The organism is uncultured Methylobacterium sp., from assembly GCF_964244095.1.
GTDB lineage: Bacteria > Pseudomonadota > Alphaproteobacteria > Rhizobiales > Beijerinckiaceae > Methylobacterium.
In genome coordinates this window covers 1-16,712 of record NZ_CAXTHR010000034.1, presented here as the reverse complement: position 1 = coordinate 16,712, position 16,712 = coordinate 1, and the positions used below count along the sequence as shown (strand labels likewise).

The following is a 16,712-nucleotide window of genomic DNA, read 5'->3' as shown; positions in this document are numbered from 1 at the left end:
GGGTCCGGTCCGCGAGGCCGCCCTGGCGTCGGCTCAGGCGCCGCGCAGGACCGCCTCGGCGGTGCGCAGGCTCAGCGCCATGATGGTCAGCGCCGGGTTCGCCGCGAGCGAACTCGGGAAGGTGGAGCCGTCGCAGATCCACAGGTTCGGGATCTCGAAGGCGCGGCCCCACGGATCGACCACCGCATCGTCGCCGTCACGCCCCATCCGGCAGGTGCCGATGGTGTGCGCGACGCGCTCCAGCGTCCAGACGTCCCGCGCCCCGGCCGCCTGCCACAGGTCGGTCATCAGCCGCGTGGCGTGCGCGTTCAGGCGCTCCTCGTTGCCGCCGTAGCCGAAGCTGACCTGCGCCTTGCGCATGCCGAGCGCGTCGGCCTCGTCCGCGAGCGTCAGCCGGTTGCCGTCGCGGGGCAGGGTCTCGCCGTTGATGCCGATGCCCGCGACGTGGTTGTAGCCGTGGAGGTAGTCGACGAGCGGCTGGCCCCAGAGCTTGCGCCCGCGCGCCACGGACGTGGCAAAGGTCAGCGGCTCGACGCCCAGGCTCTGCATGAGGTAGCCGCCAACGAAGTCCGCGTCCCGCGGCCGGATCATGTCCTCGGTGATCAGCGAGGACGGGTAGCCCTTGTTCGGCCGGGTCTCGGCGTCGAAGCTGCCCCAGACCTGCGTCGCGACGTGACCCATGTAGTTGCGCCCGACCTGCCCGCTGCCGTTGGCGAGCCCGCAATGCAGCAGCAGCCGCGGCGTCTCGACGGCGCCGGCGCACAGGAACACCTGCGCGCAACGCTGGCGCTGGTCGATTCCGCCCCGGCGGTAGACCACCGCCGCGATCCGACCGTCGCGGTCGCGCTCCAGCCCGTGGACGCGGGCGTCCGCCCGGATCTCGGTGCCGTGCGCGACAGCGTAGGGCAGGTAGGTCACGTCCATGCTGGTCTTGGCGCCGTTGCGGCAGCCCTGGTGGCAGTAGCCGCAATGGATGCAGGCGTGGCGCGAGGCGCCGCCCTCCTGCGCGAAGTCGCGCGAGACGACCGCCGCCGGCGCGTCGGTGGCACGGATGCCCAGCCTCGCGCAGGCGGCGCTCATGATCTGCGCCGAGGCGTTGCGCGCCACCGGCGGCAGGGGATAGCGCCGCCCCGGGTCCCACGGGTAGCTCTGCGGACCCGAGACGCCGATGAAGGCCTCGACCCGCTCGTAGAACGGCAGCAGCTCGTCGTAGTCGATCGGCCAGTCGAGCCCCTCGCCGGATTCGGAGCGCAGCAGCAGGTCGCGCCGGTCGGCCCTCGGGCAGAACGCGCCCCAGTGCAGCGTCGAGCCGCCGACGCCGGTGCCGCTGTTGTTGCCGCCGAACGCCTCCGGCGTCGCGCCGCCGCTCAGGCGCTCGTCGGTCCAGTAGATCTCGTCGGCCAGGGTCTCGTCGAAGGCGAAGCGTTCGGGCTCGAAGTTCGGGCCGGCCTCCAGCGCGACGACGCGCAGGCCCGCGGCCGCGAGGCGCGCCAGCAGGGGAGCCCCGCCGGCCCCGGTGCCGACGACCACGGCGTCGACCACGTCGCCGGTAGCGTAGCGCGTCATCGCATCGAGGTTCATCGTGCGCCGCCCTGCGCCACCGGTTCCCAGGCCTCGCGCGCATCGAGCCCGACGGCGCGGAAGCCCGTCGGCACCCCGTCGCCGCCGGCGCCGATGCCGGAGAATCCGATCCGGGCCAGCGCCGCCGGGTGGGCGAGCCAGGTCCGCACCACGTCGGCGCGCAGGTCCTCGAACCAGAACCGCAACGCTCCGGCATCGAGAGCGGCCTTCGTGCCGCCCGGCAGCGTGCCGGCCTCGAGCGCCCGCAGCAGCGCGTCCTGCCCGTCCCCGTCGCGGGCGAGGAAACGCCGGCCGCCGGCCGAGGCCGCCGCATCGAGGCTGCGCAACGCCGCGCGGTAGGCCTCGGGATCGGGCGGCAGGGCGGAGAAGCGCCAGCCGTCGCCGGCGCCGGTGGCGAGCCGTGCGTCGATCCGCGCGGCGATGTCGATCCGGGCGGCGCCCGGCTGCGGCAGCACCCGGTCGATCACCGCGCGCAGGATCGCGAGTTCGACCGCGTCGAGGGCCGCCGGCCGGTAGGCCGGGTCGTCGGGCTCGCCCCGCTCGCGCAGGGCTTCGCGCAGGCGGCCGTTGACCCGGCCGGATGCGATCAGGGCGCGGTAGTCTGCATCGATCTCGGGCGCTTCGGGCCGGGATGGGTTCGCCGCGAAGACGTGCGCGCGGATCAGGTCGGCGACCGCGTCCGGCCGCTCCAGCGGCAGCAGGTGGCCGGCGCCGTCGAGGGTCGCCGAGCGGGCGAAGGCGCAATGCGGCGCCGTCAGCGCGGCCTGCGCCTCCAGCCCGAGATCGCCGTCCTCCGAACCATCGAGGATCAGCGCAGGGCTGCGCAGGACACCGACGCGGGCGCACCAGTCCTCGCGGCTGCCGTCGGTGAGCCATGCCCGCCACGCCGCGGGCGCGGTCCGCAGCACGTCGGCCACCGCCAGGGTCGTCAGGTCGTGGGGCAGGGGCGCACCGACGTTGTTCGCGATGAAGGTTTCAGCCTGCGCGCGCCGGGTCGCGTCGTCCGCGCCGATCCAGGCGATCATCGCCCTGCGCCGGCCCTCCGCCATCGGCTCGGGGCTCGGCGGCGAACCGGCGAGCAGCACGAGGCCGGCGAGCCCTTCGAGCCCGGCCGCGCCGTCCTCGGCCCGCCGCGCCAGCGCCAGGGCCACCTTCGCGCCCATGCTGTGGCCGGCGACGAACCAGCGCGGCGGGGCCGCGGCGCGGACCCGTGCGGCGACGTGATCGACCATCGCGGCGACGTCGTAGCCCGGCACGGCGGCGGCCTCGCCGAAGCCGGGCAGGTCGATGGCCACGCACGTCACGTCCGCGCCGAGGCGCTCGGCCACGGGCCCCCATGCCCGCGCGCTGCCGCCTAGGAAGTGCAGGCAGAACAGGCTCGGCGGGGCGGCGGGAGGGATAGCGGCAGGGGCTGTAAGAACCATGGTTGCGAAGTTGCGCAGGGCGCGCCGCAATCAAGCGCCCGCGACGCCGCGCTGCACCCGCGCGCCGAGCCCGGTGCCGGGCCCCTTGCGCGTGCCGCGCGGTTGGCGGCAGGTGTCGGAACACGGATCGGCGCCGCGGGGAGGGCGACATGCACGACGCGAGCGAGACGGCGGGCCACGACCACCCGCCCGGACAGGGCACGGAGCGTTGGAAGCACGACGGCATCCGCGTGATCCCCGGCGACAGGCTCGACCCGAACACCGTGCAGACGCCGGGCATGTTCCGGCAGGCGGCGATCAACCACGCCCGGGTCGGGGCGCAGAAGATCTGGGCCGGCACCGTGGCGATCGAGCCCGACGCCAAGACCGGCGTCCACCATCACGGCGCGCTCGAAAGCGTGATCTTCGTGCTCTCGGGGCGCGCCCGGATGCGCTGGGGCGACCGGCTCGAATACGTCGCCGAGGCCGGCCCCGGCGACTTCATCTTCGTGCCGCCGTTCGTGCCGCACCAGGAGATCAACGCCTCCCCCGACGAGCCGCTGCAATGCGTTCTCGTGCGCTCCGACAACGAGGCGGTGGTGGTCGCCATCGCCGACGTCGAGCCGGTCGAGCGGCCCGAGACCGTCCACTGGGTCGACCCGATCCACAAGCACCCGTGAGCCGCCCCCGCAGCGCGATCCCGAGAACCGACCTCCGATGATTCCCAGCCTCGACCAGGCCCCCGAGGGCCTCGCCACCCGCCACGGCCGCTACGCCGACGCCCACATCCGCGCGACCTTGCGCGGAACGCGCACGATCGCGCTGGTCGGCGCCTCGGCGAACCCTGCGCGCCCGAGCTGGATCGTGCTGAAATACCTGCTCGACCGCGGCTACGCCGTGACCCCGGTCAATCCGGGACTGGCCGGGCGGACGCTGCTCGGCCGGCCGGTCGCCGCCTCGCTCAGCGACCTCCCCGAGCCCGTCGACATGGTCGAGATCTTCCGCAACGCGGCGGTGGCGGGTTCGCTCGTCGACGAGGCGCTGGCGCTCGATCCCCTCCCGAAGACCATCTGGATGCAGCTCGGCGTCCGCGACGATGCGGCCGCCGCGCGGGCGGAAGGCCGGGGCGTCACCGTCATCATGAACCGCTGCCCGAAGATCGAGTACGGCCGCCTCTCCGGCGAGATCGGCTGGGCAGGCGTGAACTCGCGCATCATCAGCGCGCGCAAGCCCGTGCTCGCGGGCAAGGGCGTGCAGAAGCTCACCATCGCGCCGCGCGGCGGCGGCATGGATTGATCGTCGCGCCCGGATGCGGGCCGCGGCGTCACACGGTATCATGATACCGTAACGGCGAAACCCTTTCCGGATATCGCGTTTCGGCGGAATTCGGGCTCGGAACCGGCTTGACCTGGAACACCTGCCCCTTTATCCACCCCCCATCGCCGCCGCGTCCCCGACGCGGCGGCGGCTCGTTTTTCGACACACCACCGGACGCCAACGGGATTCGGCCCATGAAAACCTTTTCGCTGAAGCCCGCCGACGTCGACAAGACGTGGATCGTGATCGACGCGGAAGGGCTCGTGGTCGGCCGCCTCGCCTCGATCGTCGCGACGCGCCTGCGCGGCAAGCACAAGCCCGCCTACACCCCCCACGTCGATTGCGGCGACAACGTCATCGTCATCAACGCCGAGAAGGTGAAGTTCACCGGACGCAAGTACGTCCAGAAGATCTATTATCACCACACCGGCTATCCGGGCGGCATCAAGGAGCGGTCGGCCAAGTTCATCCTCGAGGGGCGCTTCCCCGAGCGCGTCGTAGAGAAGGCCGTGGAGCGCATGCTGCCGCGCGGCCCGCTGTTCCGCCAGATCATGGGCAACCTCCGGGTCTACAAGGGCACCAGCCACCCGCACGAAGCCCAGCAGCCGCGGACGTTCGACGTCGGCGTCCTCAACCGCAAGAACGTGAGCGCATAAGATGGCGACCCTCCAGTCCCTCGCCGATCTCAACCGGTCGAACGCCGCCGGCTCCGACGCCGAGGCGGCGCCCGTCCACGTCCAGAAGCTGGACGCGCAGGGGCGCGCCTACGCCACGGGCAAGCGCAAGGACGCCGTCGCCCGCGTCTGGATCAAGCCCGGCTCCGGCGCGATCGTCGTCAACAAGCGTCCGGTCGAGATCTACTTCGCCCGGCCGGTGCTGCGCATGATCCTGCGCCAGCCGCTCTCGGTGGCCGGCCGCGTCGACCAGTACGACATCACCGTCACGGTCGCCGGCGGCGGCCTCTCGGGTCAGGCGGGCGCGGTGCGCCACGGCCTCTCGAAGGCGCTGACTTACTACGAACCGGAACTCCGGGCGCCGCTGAAGCGCGAAGGCTTCCTCACCCGCGACTCACGCGTGGTCGAGCGCAAGAAGTATGGCCGCAAGAAGGCCCGCCGCAGCTTCCAGTTCTCGAAGCGTTGATCCTTCGCACCGGACGGCAAGATGCACGCAACGAAAGAGAGCGGCCCCGCGAGGGGCCGCTCTCTTTCGTTTCATGGCGCGGTGCATCGTCGAAAGCAGCAGCCTTTCCGGGGCCCGTAGCGGAACTCGGACTCCATAAGAGCGGCGGGAGCCGAACAATGTTGCCGAGACCCGCTCGAGTCCGCGGCCCCGGCGGCTATGGAGTCCGGGTCCTCGCCGTTGGCGAGCCCCGGGTAGACGGCGCGGTGTCGCGGACACCGGGCGTCAGGCGTGGACGGCCTTCTCCAGTTCTGCCTTCGACATCCGCGAGCGCCCGGCGACCTTCTGCGCCTTGGCCTTCCTCAGCAGGGCGGCCTTCGTCTCTTTCGAGGCGCCTTTCCCTCCCGAAGCGCCCTTGCGTGCGGTTGCCGCTTTGTCGGCGACGTCCTTCGGCTGCTTCGAGAACTGGCGGCCCTTGGCGGAATCGCTGCGCTTCTTGGCCGTCGAGCGGTCGTATTGCTCGTCGGATACCGCCGCGCGCGCCTTCTCCGGCAGGTAGCGCTCGCCGGTCTTGCCGCTCTCCGCGCCCGACTTCGTATCCCACTTCTCGTCGGTCCATTGCGTGAGGTGGTTGTCGGCGTCCTTCTTGCCGTCGTAGCCGCCGCCCGCCTTCTTGTATTCCTGCGTCGCCAATTGCGCCTTGCGGGCCGACCATTGGCCGGGCTTGCCGCCCTTGTCGCCCTTCGTGACCGTGGCCTTCGTCTTCTCCCAGAGCTTGGGGTCCGTCTTCTTGGCGGTTTCCGACATCGTCGACTCATCTCCAGCGATCGATCGAGCGGACAACCGGGCGTCGCAGCCGCCGTTCCGGGCCTGATCGACCGGCCTGTGGACCGCGCGCGGCGACGGCGCACGGCATTGACAGGCCGGCGCGCACCGGCCACCTCCCGCCCTGCGGCATCGGCGGCCGGAATCGGGGATGCGACGGGCGATGGCGGGCGGGAACCACGGGCCGACGGTGTTCATCGACGGCGAGGCCGGCACCACCGGGCTCGGCATCCGCGAGCGCCTGGAGCGCGACGGCCGCGTGGCCCTGCGCAGCATCGCCCACGCGGACCGCAAGGATCAGCGCGTGAAGCGGGCGCTGCTCGCCGAGGTCGACCTCGTGGTGCTGTGCCTGCCGGACGACGCCGCGCGCGAGACCGTGGCGCTGTGCGACGCACTGCCCGGCGGCGGCCCGCGCATCCTCGACGCCAGCACCGCCCACCGCGTCGCGGAGGGCTGGACCTACGGCTTTGCCGAGATGGCGCCGGGGCAGGCCGATGCGATCGCCCGCGCGCGGCGGGTGGCCAATCCCGGCTGCTACCCCACCGGGGCGATCACGCTGCTGCGCCCGCTCGTCGAGGGCGGCCTGATCCCGCCCGATCACCCGGTCAGCATCAACGCGGTCAGCGGCTACAGCGGCGGCGGCAAGGCGATGATCGAAGCCTACGAAGCCGGCACCGGGGCGCCGTTCCTGCTCTACGGCCTCGGTTTCGCGCACAAGCACCTGCCGGAGACGCAGGTCTATTCCGGCCTGAGCCGGCGGCCGGTCTTCGTCCCCTCCGTCGGCGCGTTCCGGCAGGGGATGCTGGTCTCGATCCCGCTCCATCTCGACGCGCTGCCGGGACGGCCGGACGCCGCCGACCTGGAGGCCGCCCTGATGCGCACCTACGAGGGCCGGCCCCTCGTGCAGGTGGTCCCCGGCCCGCACGGGGAGCGGATCGAGCCGGAGGCGCTCAACGGCACCGACCGGCTGGAATTGCGGGTCTTCGGCTCGGCCGAGCACCGGCAGGCGGTGCTCGTCGCGCGGCTGGACAACCTCGGCAAGGGGGCATCGGGCGCGGCGGTGCAGAACATCGGCCTGATGCTCGGTGCGTGACGCCGACCCGAGACCGCCCGGGTCCGGGCATTGACGAAGCGTCGCCGCGACGCGAACACTCGCCCCGTGACGACGAGAGGCTTTCGAGCATGTCCGAGACCCGCCCGCCGCTCCCGCCCTTCGACGCCGAGACGGCGGCGAAGAAGGCCCGCGGCGCCGAGGATGCCTGGAACAGCCGCGATCCCGAGCGGGTGTCGCTGGCCTACACCCCCGACAGCTGGTGGCGGAACCGCTCGGAGTTCCTCACCGGCCGCGCCGCCATCGTCGCGTTCCTTGCAGCGAAGTGGGAGCGCGAGCGGGATTACCGCCTGATCAAGGAGGTGTGGGCGTTCCACGAGAACCGCATCGCCGCGCGCTTCGCCTACGAGTGGCACGACGGAGCCGGGCAATGGTTCCGCTCGCACGGCAACGAGCAGTGGGAGTTCACCGAGACCGGCCTGATGCGCCGCCGCGAGGCCAGCATCAACGACGTCGCCATCGCCGAATCCGAGCGCAGGTTCCACTGGCCGCACGGCCCGCGGCCGGCCGGCCATCCCGGCCTGAGCGACCTCGGGCTCTGATCCGGATGCACGCCCGCCCGGTTTCGCGGTTTGGCCGGGTTCCTGTATGGGAGCGCCCGCGCGCGGGTCCGCCCGTCGGGGCCGGCGCATCCAGAGGATTTCGATGACCGAACTGCCGAACGTGCACGTCCGCGCGGAAGTCCTGGTCCAGGCGCTGCCGCACATGCAGCGCTACGACCAGGAGATCGTGGTGATCAAGTACGGCGGCCACGCCATGGGCGACGCCTCGGCGGCCGAGGACTTCGCCGAGGACATCGTGCTGCTGGAGCAATCCGGCCTGAAGCCGATCGTGGTGCACGGCGGCGGGCCGCAGATCGGGCGGATGCTCGACCGGCTCGGCATCCAGTCGGAGTTCCGCGGCGGCCTGCGCGTCACCGACGAGGCCACCGTGGAGGTCGTCGAGATGGTGCTCGCCGGCTCGATCAACAAGCAGATCGTCGGCTGGATCTCGGCCGAGGGCGGCCGGGCGGTGGGCCTGTGCGGCAAGGACGGCAACATGGTCCGCGCCCGGCGCGCGACGAAGACCGTGACGGACCCCGAGAGCCACGAGGTGCGGACGCTCGATCTCGGCCTCGTCGGCGAGCCCGAGCACGTCGAGCGCGGCGTGCTCGACGCGGTGCTCAAGGCCGAGCTGATCCCGGTGCTGGCGCCGGTCGCCTACGGCGCGGACGGGCTGACCTACAACGTCAACGCCGACACCTTCTCCGGCGCCATCGCCGGCGCGCTCCGGGCCAAGCGCCTGCTGCTGCTCACCGACGTGCCCGGCGTCCTCGACAAGGACGGGAACCTCATCCCCGAACTGACGATCGACGATTGCCGGCGGCTGATTGCCGACGGCACCATCACCGGCGGCATGATCCCGAAGATCGAGACCTGCATCTACGCGATCGATCAGGGCGTCGAGGCGGTGGTGATCCTCGACGGCAAGGTCAACCATGCCGTCCTGCTGGAACTGTTCACCGATTACGGCGCCGGCACGTTGATCCGCCGAAGCTGAACCGTAAAAGACGCCGCCGTCGCACCCCGCGAGCACCCGGAGCCCGGACATCTCGAACAGAACGCTTCCCGGCGAGAGCCACGTCACCGCCGCCGAAGCCCGGGGCTTCGAGGCGGTCGACACCTGGGTGTTCGACCTCGACAACACGCTCTACCCGAGCGACGCGCAGGTCTGGCCGCAGGTCGACGAGCGCATCACGCTCTACGTGATGCGCCTCTACGGCCTCGACGGGCTCTCGGCGCGCGCCCTGCAGAAGCACTTCTACCACCGCTACGGCACCACCCTGAAGGCGCTGATGGTCGAAGACGGCGTCGATCCGCACGACTTCCTCGACTTCGCCCACGACATCGACCACTCGACGATCCGCCTCGACGCGGCGCTCGACGCGGCGATCGCGCGCCTGCCCGGCCGCAAGCTGATCCTGACGAACGGCTCCCGCCGCCACGCCGAGAACGTCGCGCGGAAGATCGGCATCCTCGACCATTTCGAGGACGTGTTCGACATCGCGGCCGCCGGCTTCGTGCCCAAGCCCGAACGCTCCACCTACGAGCGTTTCCTGGCGCAGCACGGGGTCGACCCGCGCCGCTCGGCCCTGTTCGAGGACATCGCCCGCAACCTCGCGGTGCCGCACGCGATGGGCATGGCGACGGTGCTGGTGGTGCCGGCCGGCATCGACCCCTATCGCGAGGCGTTCGAGCAGGAAGCGGTGCGCGCGGCGCATATCGACCACATCACCAACGATCTGGCCGCGTTCCTGCGCACCTGCGTGCTGCCGGTCGCCGGGACGGCCGCGTGAGCCCCGACTCGGCCGAGCCTTTTGCCTCAGCCGAGCCTCTTGCTTCGGCCAAGGCCCCGAGCCTGTGCGCGATCGAGGATCTGGCGCGGGCCGCCTTCGCCGGGCTGCCCGAGGCGTTCCGCGCGCTGGCCCGGGACGTGCGCATCGTCGTCGACGACTTCCCCGACGCGGAGACGCTCGCCGAGATGGACTGCGACTCCGCGTTCGACCTGCTCGGCCTGTTCCGCGGCATCGGGCTGGCTCAAGGCGGCGAGACCGTCACCGGACAGATGCCGAACGCGGTCTGGCTCTACCGGCGGCCGATCCTCGACCACTGGGCCGAGCACGACGAGACGCTGGGCCACCTCGTTGCCCACGTGCTGATCCACGAGATCGGCCACCATGTCGGGCTGTCGGATGCCGACATGGCCGGCATCGAGGCGGCGGCCGAGCTTTAGGCGTTCGGCCCGGGCGCTTCCGCGGGCTGCGGCAGCTTCAGGCGGCCGACCTTCGGGCGGCGGGTGCGGAACTGGCCGCGCTCGATCGCGACGAAGACCAGGATGGTGACGGCGAGCGTCGTCAGCCACCACACCACGGTCAGCCCGACGCCGATGCAGGCGATGGCGAAGGCGGCGGCAAAGCCTGCCATCGCGCCCGGCACGAGGAGCGGCGCGTCGCGGCCCGCCCGCCGGATCGAGGCGTGGAGGGCGAAGGCGGCGGCCAGCGCCCCGACGATCCCGAGTTCGTACCAGAGCGCGAACAGGGCGGTGCTCGGCGCGCTCGGGGGCAGCAGGCCGACGAGCCGCCCGCGGATCGTCGTCTCGAAGCCGTGCCCGGTGATGAGGCGGACCGGCTCGCTCGTCACGATCCGCTGCCATGTCCTCAGCGTGACCACGCCCGGCGCGAGCGGGCCGGACAGGGCGACCCCGACCGGGCGCGCGAGGAAGGGCAGCAGCGGCGCGACGGCGAGCAGCCCGGCCGCGATGCCGGCGGTGAGGCCGACCCCGAGGCGGGGCCGGAAGCTCGTCACCGCGAAGGCGAGGGCGCCGACGGCGAGCGCGGCGATCTGGGTGAGGTTCGGCGAGACCGCGAGGGCGGCTGCCACGATCACGGCGAGGCCGAGCGCCTCGCGGTCGCGGCGGCGCGAGCGCAGCCACGTCACCGCCGGCCAGAGCAGCAGGGCGAGCAGGGTGAGGCCGCGGTCGAGCGCGTTGTCGTCGTCGGCGACGCCGCGCATCAGGCTGTCGCCGAACAGGCCGAGCACGATCGCGACGATCGCCGCCGCGGTCACGCCCAGCGGGAGCAGGTAGAGGTTGGCCGAGCGCATCCGGTCGGGCAGCGCGAGGTAGCCGGCGAGCGTCAGGACGATGGTGGCCACGAGGTTGGCGAGCCGCTCCGAGGCCGCCGCGAGGAACGGCGTCCAGGCGAGCGACAGCGCCATCCAGACGAGGACGAGGAGCCCGGCGAGGAAGGCCGGCGCACTGAGGAGCCGTGCGCCGGCGGGGCGGAGCGGGCGCTGGCGCCCGTCGATGGCGCTCGCGATGATCAGCAGCGCCACCGAGATCGGGGCGAGGATCGCCGTCGCGCGCCGGGCGACCTGCGCCACCACCGGCACGATCACGAACAGCCCGAAGAAGCCGACGCGGCGCAGCAGGGCCGCCGCGTCGAGCGCGGGGTCGATCGTCGGTCTGGATGCGCGCGCCATGGTGCGACTCTGACCGCGTGACGGTTGCGCGGGGGCCGGGGCCCGGCCGCGTCCATCCGCGCCTCATCACTTAAGCAAGGCGCGCGCTCGGGGCTGTAGACGCCCGGACACACCCGGCCGCCGCATCCGGTCTCAGGCGACGGTGGCGGCCCGGGGGCGCCGCCGGACCACGCGCCGGCCGACGTCGGAGACCACGCGCCAGCCGCCCCACGCCCCGAGGAACCCGAGCAGGCCCGCGACGAGGCCGTCGGCGGTGGTCGGCACCGCCGGAGCGTAGTCCCGGTAGGTCGCCCGCGCGAGCGGCACGTCGGGGTCGCGGATCACGGCGGCCACGCGCCCGAGCGGGCTCGTGGCCGAGGCCAGCGCCTGCTGCTGCGCCGAGAGCCGCGCCATCCGCTCGATGTCGACGCGCGCCGCCTCGCCGCGCCGGGCGACGAGGGCGTCGGGACTGGTGCGCAGGCGATCGACGGCGCCGTCGCGGGTGTGGCCGGCGGCCCTGGCGTCGGATTCGAGCGTCGCGACCTGGCGCTTCAGCTCGTCCAGCGCGCCCCCGAGGCGCTGGGCGTATTGCTGGGCGAATTCGGGGGCCTGCGTCGCGAGCCCGCCGCCGAGGAGGCCGAGCGCGAGGCCGAGGGTGCGGAAGACACGGAACACGGCGTCGCCTCGGCTCTCGGATCGTCGCAGAAGAGCACGCCCCCAGGCGCGGTTCCAGGCCGAAATGGCCTCACGCCGGCAGCGTCAGCAACCCAGCCTCGCCATCCGCGCAGCCGAAGGCGAGCCGGCCACCGCGGGAATCCCACGCGAGCGCGGACACCGCGCTGCCCTTCACCGCCGGGCGGACCAGCAGCTCGGAGGCGTCGGTGAAGCGCACGAGCAGGATGCAGCCGTCCTCGTAGCCCATCGCCAGCACGGGGGCCTTGGGGTGGAAGGCGACGCGCGAGACGCGCGCCGGCCGCACCCCGCACTCGCGCGGGGCCTTGCCGGTCGGGCCTTCCCTGGAGTCGAACGGCCAGACGATCGCCGCCTCGGCGCCGCCGGTGGCGAGCCAGTGCCCGTCGGACGACCACGACACCGAACGGACCTTGCCCGGATAGCCCGACATCCGCATGTGGCCGCGGTCCGGCTGGAGGCGCCAGCCGTGCAGCGCGTTCTCCTGCATGGTCGAGACGACGAAGCGGCCGTCCGGCGACCACGTCACGTCGATGTGCGAGCCCTTCCACTCGACGATCTCCGCCGGCGTCTCGTGGTTCGGGTACCAGAGCGAGACGCCGTTGTAGTGCGCCACCGCCAGCCGGTAGCCCTTCGGGGCGAAGGCGAGGCCGCAGGCGGTGGTGGGCGCGGTAAGCGTGCGCGCGCGCGCCTTGGCGTCGCGGGCGACGACGGTGCGGCCGGCGGCATAGGCCACCGAGCCGTCGGGATGGAGCGCCAGCGCGTCGATCCAGGCGCCCTCCGCGGTCGCGATGTCCGAGAGCGTGCCGTCGGCGGCGACGGCCACCACGCGCCCGTCGTCGCCCCCCGTGACGAGGCGGTTCGCGTCGCCGGCGGCGACGAGGATCCCCGCGTCCGGGTGGGCCGCGACCCGGGCCGGCGCGCCGTCGCGGCCGAGCACGACGGTGCCGTCGCCGAGCGCCAGGGCGAGGACGTCCTTCAGGAAGTGCGCGGCGACGACGTGGGCGCCGGCCGCGAGCGGCGCGACGTGGCTCGTGAGGGAGGTGGTGCTCATCGGCAGGCGACTCGATCGGGACGGGATCAGGCGGAGGGCAGTTCGGGCGTCGTCGCCCGGCGGCGAAGCGCGAGGACGGCGGAGATCGCGGCGAGCACGCCGACGACCGCCGCCGGGACGACCAGGGCATAGAGGTCGAGCCGGGCATAGGCCACGGCGCCGACGAGCGCGCCGACGAGGAGCGAGGCCCAGACGGCGCCGTCTCCGACCCAGCCGAGGGGCGGCCCGGTGCGGGTGAGGGCCTGCGCGATCTTCTGGCCGAGGCTGAACAGGGCGCCGGTGACGAAGGTGGTTCCGGCGCGAAACCCCTTCACCTGTGCCAGCACCGCGTTCTGCGAGCCCATGGCGACGGCCATGAAGAACGAGGCGAGGCCGAGTTCGGGGGTCGCCAGCCCCATGCCGAGGGCGGTGAGGATCAGCAGCGCCTCGTAGCCGAGCACCGCCGGCGTAGCCCAAGGCGACGGGACCAGGACCGAGAGCCCGCTTCCCAGGACCGCGCCGACCAGGAAGGCGAGGAGGAGGGCTGCCGGCATCAGCACGTGCGTGAAATCCCCGTGCCCGAGGAAGACGGAGAGCTGAGTCGTGTTGCCGCTCATGAACGAGGTGTAGAGTCCGCCGAGCCGTACGAAGCCGAGGGCGTCGACGTAGCCAGCGAGCCCCGTGAGCACCAGCCCTGTGCCGAGCTGCCAGGGCCGGTTCACGAAACCGGACCCGTGGCGGGCCGCGGTAACCTTTCGTTAACCAGTGCCGGCGCCTCGTTCGGGGGCGGGCGGGCAGGGTTAAGGCTTCGCTCACCAAACCTTGGCAATTCGATGCAATCACGGCGAACGCCGGAGCGCGGGCCCCCGTTGGTCCTGCGATCCGGCAGCGGGACCGTCGTCCCGCGCCGGGTGAGTTGGAGTTGCGTCATGATGTCCTTCGCCTGCCCGAGCTTCGGCCTGCCCGCCTTCCTCGACCGCGTCCACACCACGGTCCTCGTGGTCGAGGACGAGCCGGTGGTCTGCGAACTCGCGGCGGAAGCGTTGCTCGACGAGGGCTACCGCGTCCTGACCGCGGCGGACGCCTGGGAAGCCGAGGCGATCCTCGCCCGCGAGACCGTCGACCTGCTCTTCACCGATATCGATCTCGCCCGCAACACGAACGGCATCGTGCTGGCGCGCGCCGCCCGCGCGACCTGCCCGTCGCTGCCGGTGGTCTATACCTCGGGCGGGCGCGCCTGCCTCTTGCAGGGGGAGGGGGTGTCGGAATCCGTGTTCGTGCCCAAGCCCTACCGGCCGAGCCAGCTCGTCGCGCTGACGAACGACATCCTGCGCGGCCATCCCCACCACGCCTGAGCCGTCGCCCCGACGGACACCAGCCCGGAACCCCGACGCATGCGCCCCGTCCGAATCCTCCGCCTCGTCCAAATCACGGCTCCGATGCTCGCCGCCCTCGCGCTCGCTGCCGGCCTCGCTAGCCCGGCGCAGGCCGCCTGCGACGTGAAGGGCGCGCGGATCGAGGAGATGATCGCCCGCAAGGGCGAGCTCCGGGAGGCGGCCAACAAGCAGACCGTGCGCGACCTGCGGACCCTGCGCGATGCCGCGATCGTGCTCGAGACCTACAGCTACGTCACCGAATGCGAGCGCGTCCTGGAGATCGTGAAAACGCTGGCCGCCGACCCGGAGCGGACGATCGCGCAGGGCGACAGCGACGAGGAGAAGGCCGAGGGCCTGGAGGAGGCGCGCAAGCCGAAGCCGCCGGTCGCCGCCCCCGCCGAGCCGTCGGCGACGAAGGCGAAGTGATCCGACGGACCGGGCCGTCCGGACGCCGACGGTAGCGCGTGCTCGGAGATGCCGGAGAGATCCGGATCACCAGCCGAAGCGGGCGATGCGGGCGGCCTGCGCGCGCGCCGTCGCCTCGTCGCGGCCGACCAGCGCGATGCGCTCGGAGAGACCGTAGCAGGCCGGCGAGAACGGCAGAGACAGGAGCGGGATGACGTCAGTGCGGGCGCGGTTCACCGAGGCGATCAGGCAGGCGATCACCGGCTGGTCCTCGGGCGCCCCGAGGCAATCGGCCCGCGGGCTGCCGAAGAGCGGCCGGTTCGGGAAGGTCAGCGCGATCGTGGTGCCACCGCGCCTGTCGGGGGCCGGCGGCAGGCTATAGCTGCGCAGGAACAGGGCACAGAACAGGACGACCGCCCCGAGGACGCCGAGAGCCCCGCGCATTCCGCTCACCCCTCAACCCGGCTCGTCGAACCGGCTGCGGAAGAACACCTCGCGGCCGGCGCCGTCGATCACCCGCACCGCCTCGGCCGGGCCGCCCGGGCGTTGCGGGACCCGGGCGCGGGCGAACAGGCGCAGGGCCCGCTCCTGCGCGCCCGGCAGCCCGGCGCTGCGCACCGAGATCCGGCTCTGCACCTCGCCGGCCTCCGGGCCGAGGACTTCGATGTGAAAGGTCTCGCGCACGCGGCCAGCCTCTGCCCTAACTGACGGGTGCCGTCCACCTTCGAGATGTCCGCCCGTGAACCCGCTCAAGATCGCCGCCGCGGTCGCGGCCTGCGCCCTGATTTTCCGGCTCGGCCTGCGCCTGACGCGCGCGGCGGTCGATCGCGGCATCGCGGCCGGCCGCGCCGAAGAGCGCCGCCGCGCCGACGAAGAGGGGTGAGCGCGTCAGGCGGGCGCCGGGGCGGTCCCGTACGCCTCGGCCATCCGGTCGATCGCCGCGAGCTTCTCCGAGAAGGCCGACCAGTCGTCGGCCTGCGCGATCGGCGCCCACAGGGCCTCGACCTCGTCGACGAGCAGCGTGCAGGGCCGGTCGCCTGCGAAGTAGGGATGGTCGAGCCGGGCCGAGGGAGCAGGCGCGAGGGCTTCCAGGGCATCGCGCACCGGCGCGAAGCTCGGCCCCGCATAGAGTGCCGCCGCGGGCCCGGCCGCGGCCCGCGCGGCGCCGGCGACCCCCCCGTACCAGTCGAAGAACACCTGCTCGAACGGGGCGCGGCTCTCGGCGAGGAAGCGCCAGAACGCGGCGACGAGGCGGTCGGTCTCCGCCGGCCCTGCCGGCGCGAGCCCGAGGCGGGCGAACAACGCGTCCGCAAAACCCGCCTGCAGGGCCGGGCCGAACCCCTTCAGCGCGGCTTCGAGGTCCGTCTGAGGCGCGAGCGTCAGCAGGCAATCGGCCAGGCGCGCGAGGTTCCAGTACAGCGCCTCCGGCTGGCGGCCGAAGCTGTAGAGTCCCTGCGTGTCGAAGTAGGCGGCGGTGAAATCCGGATCGTAGTGCGGCAGCCATCGCCAGGGGCCGTAATCGAAGCTCTCGCCGGTGACGTTGATGTTGTCGGTGTTGAGCACCCCGTGGACGAAGCCGGCCGCCGCCCAGCGCGCGCCCATCCGCGCGACGCGCCGCACCACCTCCGCGAGGAACGCGCTCGCCCGGTCGGCCGCCGCCTCGCGCCAGAGGTCGGGCATGTGCGTGGTGATCGCGTGGTCGAGGAGGCGCGCGATGTTGCGCGGCTCGTCCAGCGCCAGGAACCGCTGGAAGCTGCCGATGCGGATATGGCCGTGGCTCAAGCGCACCAGCACCGCCGAGCGGGTGGGGGAGGGCTCGTCGCCGCGCTCCAGCGCCTCGCCGGTCTCGATCAG

22 protein-coding genes are annotated in these 16,712 nt (G+C 72.8%); 12 read left to right on the top strand and 10 right to left on the bottom strand.

Annotated elements, in window-relative coordinates:
* Positions 1 to 33: 33 nt before the first annotated feature.
* Positions 34 to 1,581 carry a GMC family oxidoreductase gene (locus ACFE86_RS07855; protein WP_375454774.1) on the bottom strand — a complete coding sequence of 516 codons (1,548 nt, stop codon included), beginning with the start codon at positions 1,579 to 1,581 and terminating at the stop codon, positions 34 to 36.
* Positions 1,578 to 3,005 (bottom strand): alpha/beta hydrolase, encoded by a 1,428-nt coding sequence (locus ACFE86_RS07850; RefSeq protein ID WP_375454773.1) that lies wholly within the window; start codon positions 3,003 to 3,005, stop codon positions 1,578 to 1,580. The genes ACFE86_RS07855 and ACFE86_RS07850 overlap by 4 nt, the downstream gene beginning before the upstream one ends.
* 149 nt (positions 3,006 to 3,154) lie before the next feature.
* Here ACFE86_RS07850 and ACFE86_RS07845 point away from each other — a divergent pair, with 149 nt between their 5' ends.
* The 4 genes from ACFE86_RS07845 to rpsI all read left to right on the top strand — a co-directional run bounded on the left by ACFE86_RS07845 (position 3,155) and on the right by rpsI (position 5,441).
* Positions 3,155 to 3,664 carry a cupin domain-containing protein gene (locus ACFE86_RS07845; protein WP_375454772.1) on the top strand — a complete coding sequence of 170 codons (510 nt, stop codon included), beginning with the start codon at positions 3,155 to 3,157 and terminating at the stop codon, positions 3,662 to 3,664.
* 37 nt (positions 3,665 to 3,701) lie between these two features.
* Positions 3,702 to 4,280, top strand: coding sequence for a CoA-binding protein (locus tag ACFE86_RS07840; protein ID WP_375454771.1), 579 nt, complete (start codon positions 3,702 to 3,704; stop codon positions 4,278 to 4,280).
* Positions 4,281 to 4,495: 215 nt separating this feature from the next.
* Complete coding sequence (rplM, locus tag ACFE86_RS07835) at positions 4,496 to 4,957, top strand: 50S ribosomal protein L13 (protein WP_375454770.1); 462 nt, start codon at positions 4,496 to 4,498, stop codon at positions 4,955 to 4,957.
* Position 4,958: 1 nt separating this feature from the next.
* A complete protein-coding gene (rpsI, locus tag ACFE86_RS07830; protein WP_375454769.1) occupies positions 4,959 to 5,441 on the top strand; it encodes a 30S ribosomal protein S9 in 483 nt (160 codons plus the stop codon).
* Between the two features lie 264 nt (positions 5,442 to 5,705).
* Here the strand turns inward: rpsI and ACFE86_RS07825 are convergent, their stop codons facing one another.
* Positions 5,706 to 6,227: a hypothetical protein gene (locus tag ACFE86_RS07825; protein ID WP_375454784.1), complete on the bottom strand. Its 522-nt coding sequence runs from the start codon at positions 6,225 to 6,227 to the stop codon at positions 5,706 to 5,708.
* Between the two features lie 181 nt (positions 6,228 to 6,408).
* Here ACFE86_RS07825 and argC point away from each other — a divergent pair, with 181 nt between their 5' ends.
* The 5 genes from argC (at position 6,409) to ACFE86_RS07800 (ending at position 10,128) form a co-directional block, all read left to right on the top strand.
* A complete protein-coding gene (gene argC, locus ACFE86_RS07820; RefSeq protein WP_375454768.1) occupies positions 6,409 to 7,338 on the top strand; it encodes an N-acetyl-gamma-glutamyl-phosphate reductase in 930 nt (309 codons plus the stop codon).
* A gap of 89 nt (positions 7,339 to 7,427) precedes the next feature.
* Positions 7,428 to 7,898, top strand: coding sequence for a DUF1348 family protein (locus tag ACFE86_RS07815; protein ID WP_375454767.1), 471 nt, complete (start codon positions 7,428 to 7,430; stop codon positions 7,896 to 7,898).
* A gap of 103 nt (positions 7,899 to 8,001) precedes the next feature.
* Positions 8,002 to 8,895, top strand: coding sequence for an acetylglutamate kinase (gene argB, locus ACFE86_RS07810; protein ID WP_375454766.1), 894 nt, complete (start codon positions 8,002 to 8,004; stop codon positions 8,893 to 8,895).
* Positions 8,896 to 8,944: 49 nt separating this feature from the next.
* Positions 8,945 to 9,691 carry a pyrimidine 5'-nucleotidase gene (locus tag ACFE86_RS07805; RefSeq protein ID WP_375454783.1) on the top strand — a complete coding sequence of 249 codons (747 nt, stop codon included), beginning with the start codon at positions 8,945 to 8,947 and terminating at the stop codon, positions 9,689 to 9,691.
* Positions 9,688 to 10,128: a metallopeptidase family protein gene (locus ACFE86_RS07800; protein ID WP_375454765.1), complete on the top strand. Its 441-nt coding sequence runs from the start codon at positions 9,688 to 9,690 to the stop codon at positions 10,126 to 10,128. The genes ACFE86_RS07805 and ACFE86_RS07800 overlap by 4 nt, the downstream gene beginning before the upstream one ends.
* Here ACFE86_RS07800 and ACFE86_RS07795 read toward each other — a convergent pair.
* The 4 genes from ACFE86_RS07795 to ACFE86_RS07780 form a co-directional block, all read right to left on the bottom strand.
* Entirely contained in the window at positions 10,125 to 11,375 is a 1,251-nt protein-coding gene (locus tag ACFE86_RS07795) for a peptide ABC transporter permease (RefSeq protein ID WP_375454764.1), read from the bottom strand. The genes ACFE86_RS07800 and ACFE86_RS07795 overlap by 4 nt on opposite strands.
* A 132-nt stretch (positions 11,376 to 11,507) precedes the next feature.
* Complete coding sequence (locus ACFE86_RS07790) at positions 11,508 to 12,029, bottom strand: DUF2937 family protein (protein ID WP_375454763.1); 522 nt, start codon at positions 12,027 to 12,029, stop codon at positions 11,508 to 11,510.
* A 70-nt stretch (positions 12,030 to 12,099) separates the two neighbouring features.
* A complete protein-coding gene (locus ACFE86_RS07785) occupies positions 12,100 to 13,098 on the bottom strand; it encodes a WD40 repeat domain-containing protein (protein ID WP_375454762.1) in 999 nt (332 codons plus the stop codon).
* Positions 13,099 to 13,124: 26 nt separating this feature from the next.
* Positions 13,125 to 13,799 carry a YoaK family protein gene (locus tag ACFE86_RS07780; RefSeq protein ID WP_375454761.1) on the bottom strand — a complete coding sequence of 225 codons (675 nt, stop codon included), beginning with the start codon at positions 13,797 to 13,799 and terminating at the stop codon, positions 13,125 to 13,127.
* A 207-nt stretch (positions 13,800 to 14,006) separates the two neighbouring features.
* Here ACFE86_RS07780 and ACFE86_RS07775 point away from each other — a divergent pair, with 207 nt between their 5' ends.
* Both ACFE86_RS07775 and ACFE86_RS07770 read left to right on the top strand, forming a co-directional pair.
* Positions 14,007 to 14,432: a response regulator gene (locus ACFE86_RS07775; RefSeq protein ID WP_375454760.1), complete on the top strand. Its 426-nt coding sequence runs from the start codon at positions 14,007 to 14,009 to the stop codon at positions 14,430 to 14,432.
* Positions 14,433 to 14,471: 39 nt separating this feature from the next.
* Positions 14,472 to 14,879 carry a photosystem reaction center subunit H gene (locus ACFE86_RS07770; RefSeq protein ID WP_375454759.1) on the top strand — a complete coding sequence of 136 codons (408 nt, stop codon included), beginning with the start codon at positions 14,472 to 14,474 and terminating at the stop codon, positions 14,877 to 14,879.
* A 66-nt stretch (positions 14,880 to 14,945) separates the two neighbouring features.
* Here the strand turns inward: ACFE86_RS07770 and ACFE86_RS07765 are convergent, their stop codons facing one another.
* A complete protein-coding gene (locus ACFE86_RS07765) occupies positions 14,946 to 15,302 on the bottom strand; it encodes a hypothetical protein (protein ID WP_375454758.1) in 357 nt (118 codons plus the stop codon).
* A gap of 12 nt (positions 15,303 to 15,314) precedes the next feature.
* A complete protein-coding gene (locus ACFE86_RS07760; protein WP_375454757.1) occupies positions 15,315 to 15,542 on the bottom strand; it encodes a hypothetical protein in 228 nt (75 codons plus the stop codon).
* Between the two features lie 55 nt (positions 15,543 to 15,597).
* Between ACFE86_RS07760 and ACFE86_RS07755 the strand changes: the two genes are divergently transcribed.
* Positions 15,598 to 15,741: a hypothetical protein gene (locus tag ACFE86_RS07755; protein WP_375454756.1), complete on the top strand. Its 144-nt coding sequence runs from the start codon at positions 15,598 to 15,600 to the stop codon at positions 15,739 to 15,741.
* Positions 15,742 to 15,746: 5 nt separating this feature from the next.
* Here the strand turns inward: ACFE86_RS07755 and ACFE86_RS07750 are convergent.
* Positions 15,747 to 16,712, bottom strand: a 966-nt coding sequence (locus ACFE86_RS07750) for a protein adenylyltransferase SelO family protein (RefSeq protein ID WP_375454755.1), incomplete at its 5' end; no start/stop codon positions are given.

Bases quoted from the DNA above. Each gene is read 5' to 3' on its own strand.
- ACFE86_RS07825 (WP_375454784.1), bottom strand. From the start codon at position 6,227: ATGTCGGAAACCGCCAAGAAGACGGACCCCAAGCTCTGGGAGAAGACG.
- rplM (WP_375454770.1), top strand. From the start codon at position 4,496: ATGAAAACCTTTTCGCTGAAGCCCGCCGACGTCGACAAGACGTGGATC.
- ACFE86_RS07785 (WP_375454762.1), bottom strand. From the start codon at position 13,098: ATGAGCACCACCTCCCTCACGAGCCACGTCGCGCCGCTCGCGGCCGGC.
- rpsI (WP_375454769.1), top strand. From the start codon at position 4,959: ATGGCGACCCTCCAGTCCCTCGCCGATCTCAACCGGTCGAACGCCGCC.
- argC (WP_375454768.1), top strand. From the start codon at position 6,409: ATGGCGGGCGGGAACCACGGGCCGACGGTGTTCATCGACGGCGAGGCC.
- argB (WP_375454766.1), top strand. From the start codon at position 8,002: ATGACCGAACTGCCGAACGTGCACGTCCGCGCGGAAGTCCTGGTCCAG.
- ACFE86_RS07850 (WP_375454773.1), bottom strand. From the start codon at position 3,005: ATGGTTCTTACAGCCCCTGCCGCTATCCCTCCCGCCGCCCCGCCGAGC.
- ACFE86_RS07765 (WP_375454758.1), bottom strand. From the start codon at position 15,302: ATGCGCGGGGCTCTCGGCGTCCTCGGGGCGGTCGTCCTGTTCTGTGCC.
- ACFE86_RS07795 (WP_375454764.1), bottom strand. From the start codon at position 11,375: ATGGCGCGCGCATCCAGACCGACGATCGACCCCGCGCTCGACGCGGCG.
- ACFE86_RS07840 (WP_375454771.1), top strand. From the start codon at position 3,702: ATGATTCCCAGCCTCGACCAGGCCCCCGAGGGCCTCGCCACCCGCCAC.
- ACFE86_RS07855 (WP_375454774.1), bottom strand. From the start codon at position 1,581: ATGAACCTCGATGCGATGACGCGCTACGCTACCGGCGACGTGGTCGAC.
- ACFE86_RS07845 (WP_375454772.1), top strand. From the start codon at position 3,155: ATGCACGACGCGAGCGAGACGGCGGGCCACGACCACCCGCCCGGACAG.
- ACFE86_RS07770 (WP_375454759.1), top strand. From the start codon at position 14,472: ATGCGCCCCGTCCGAATCCTCCGCCTCGTCCAAATCACGGCTCCGATG.
- ACFE86_RS07815 (WP_375454767.1), top strand. From the start codon at position 7,428: ATGTCCGAGACCCGCCCGCCGCTCCCGCCCTTCGACGCCGAGACGGCG.
- ACFE86_RS07775 (WP_375454760.1), top strand. From the start codon at position 14,007: ATGATGTCCTTCGCCTGCCCGAGCTTCGGCCTGCCCGCCTTCCTCGAC.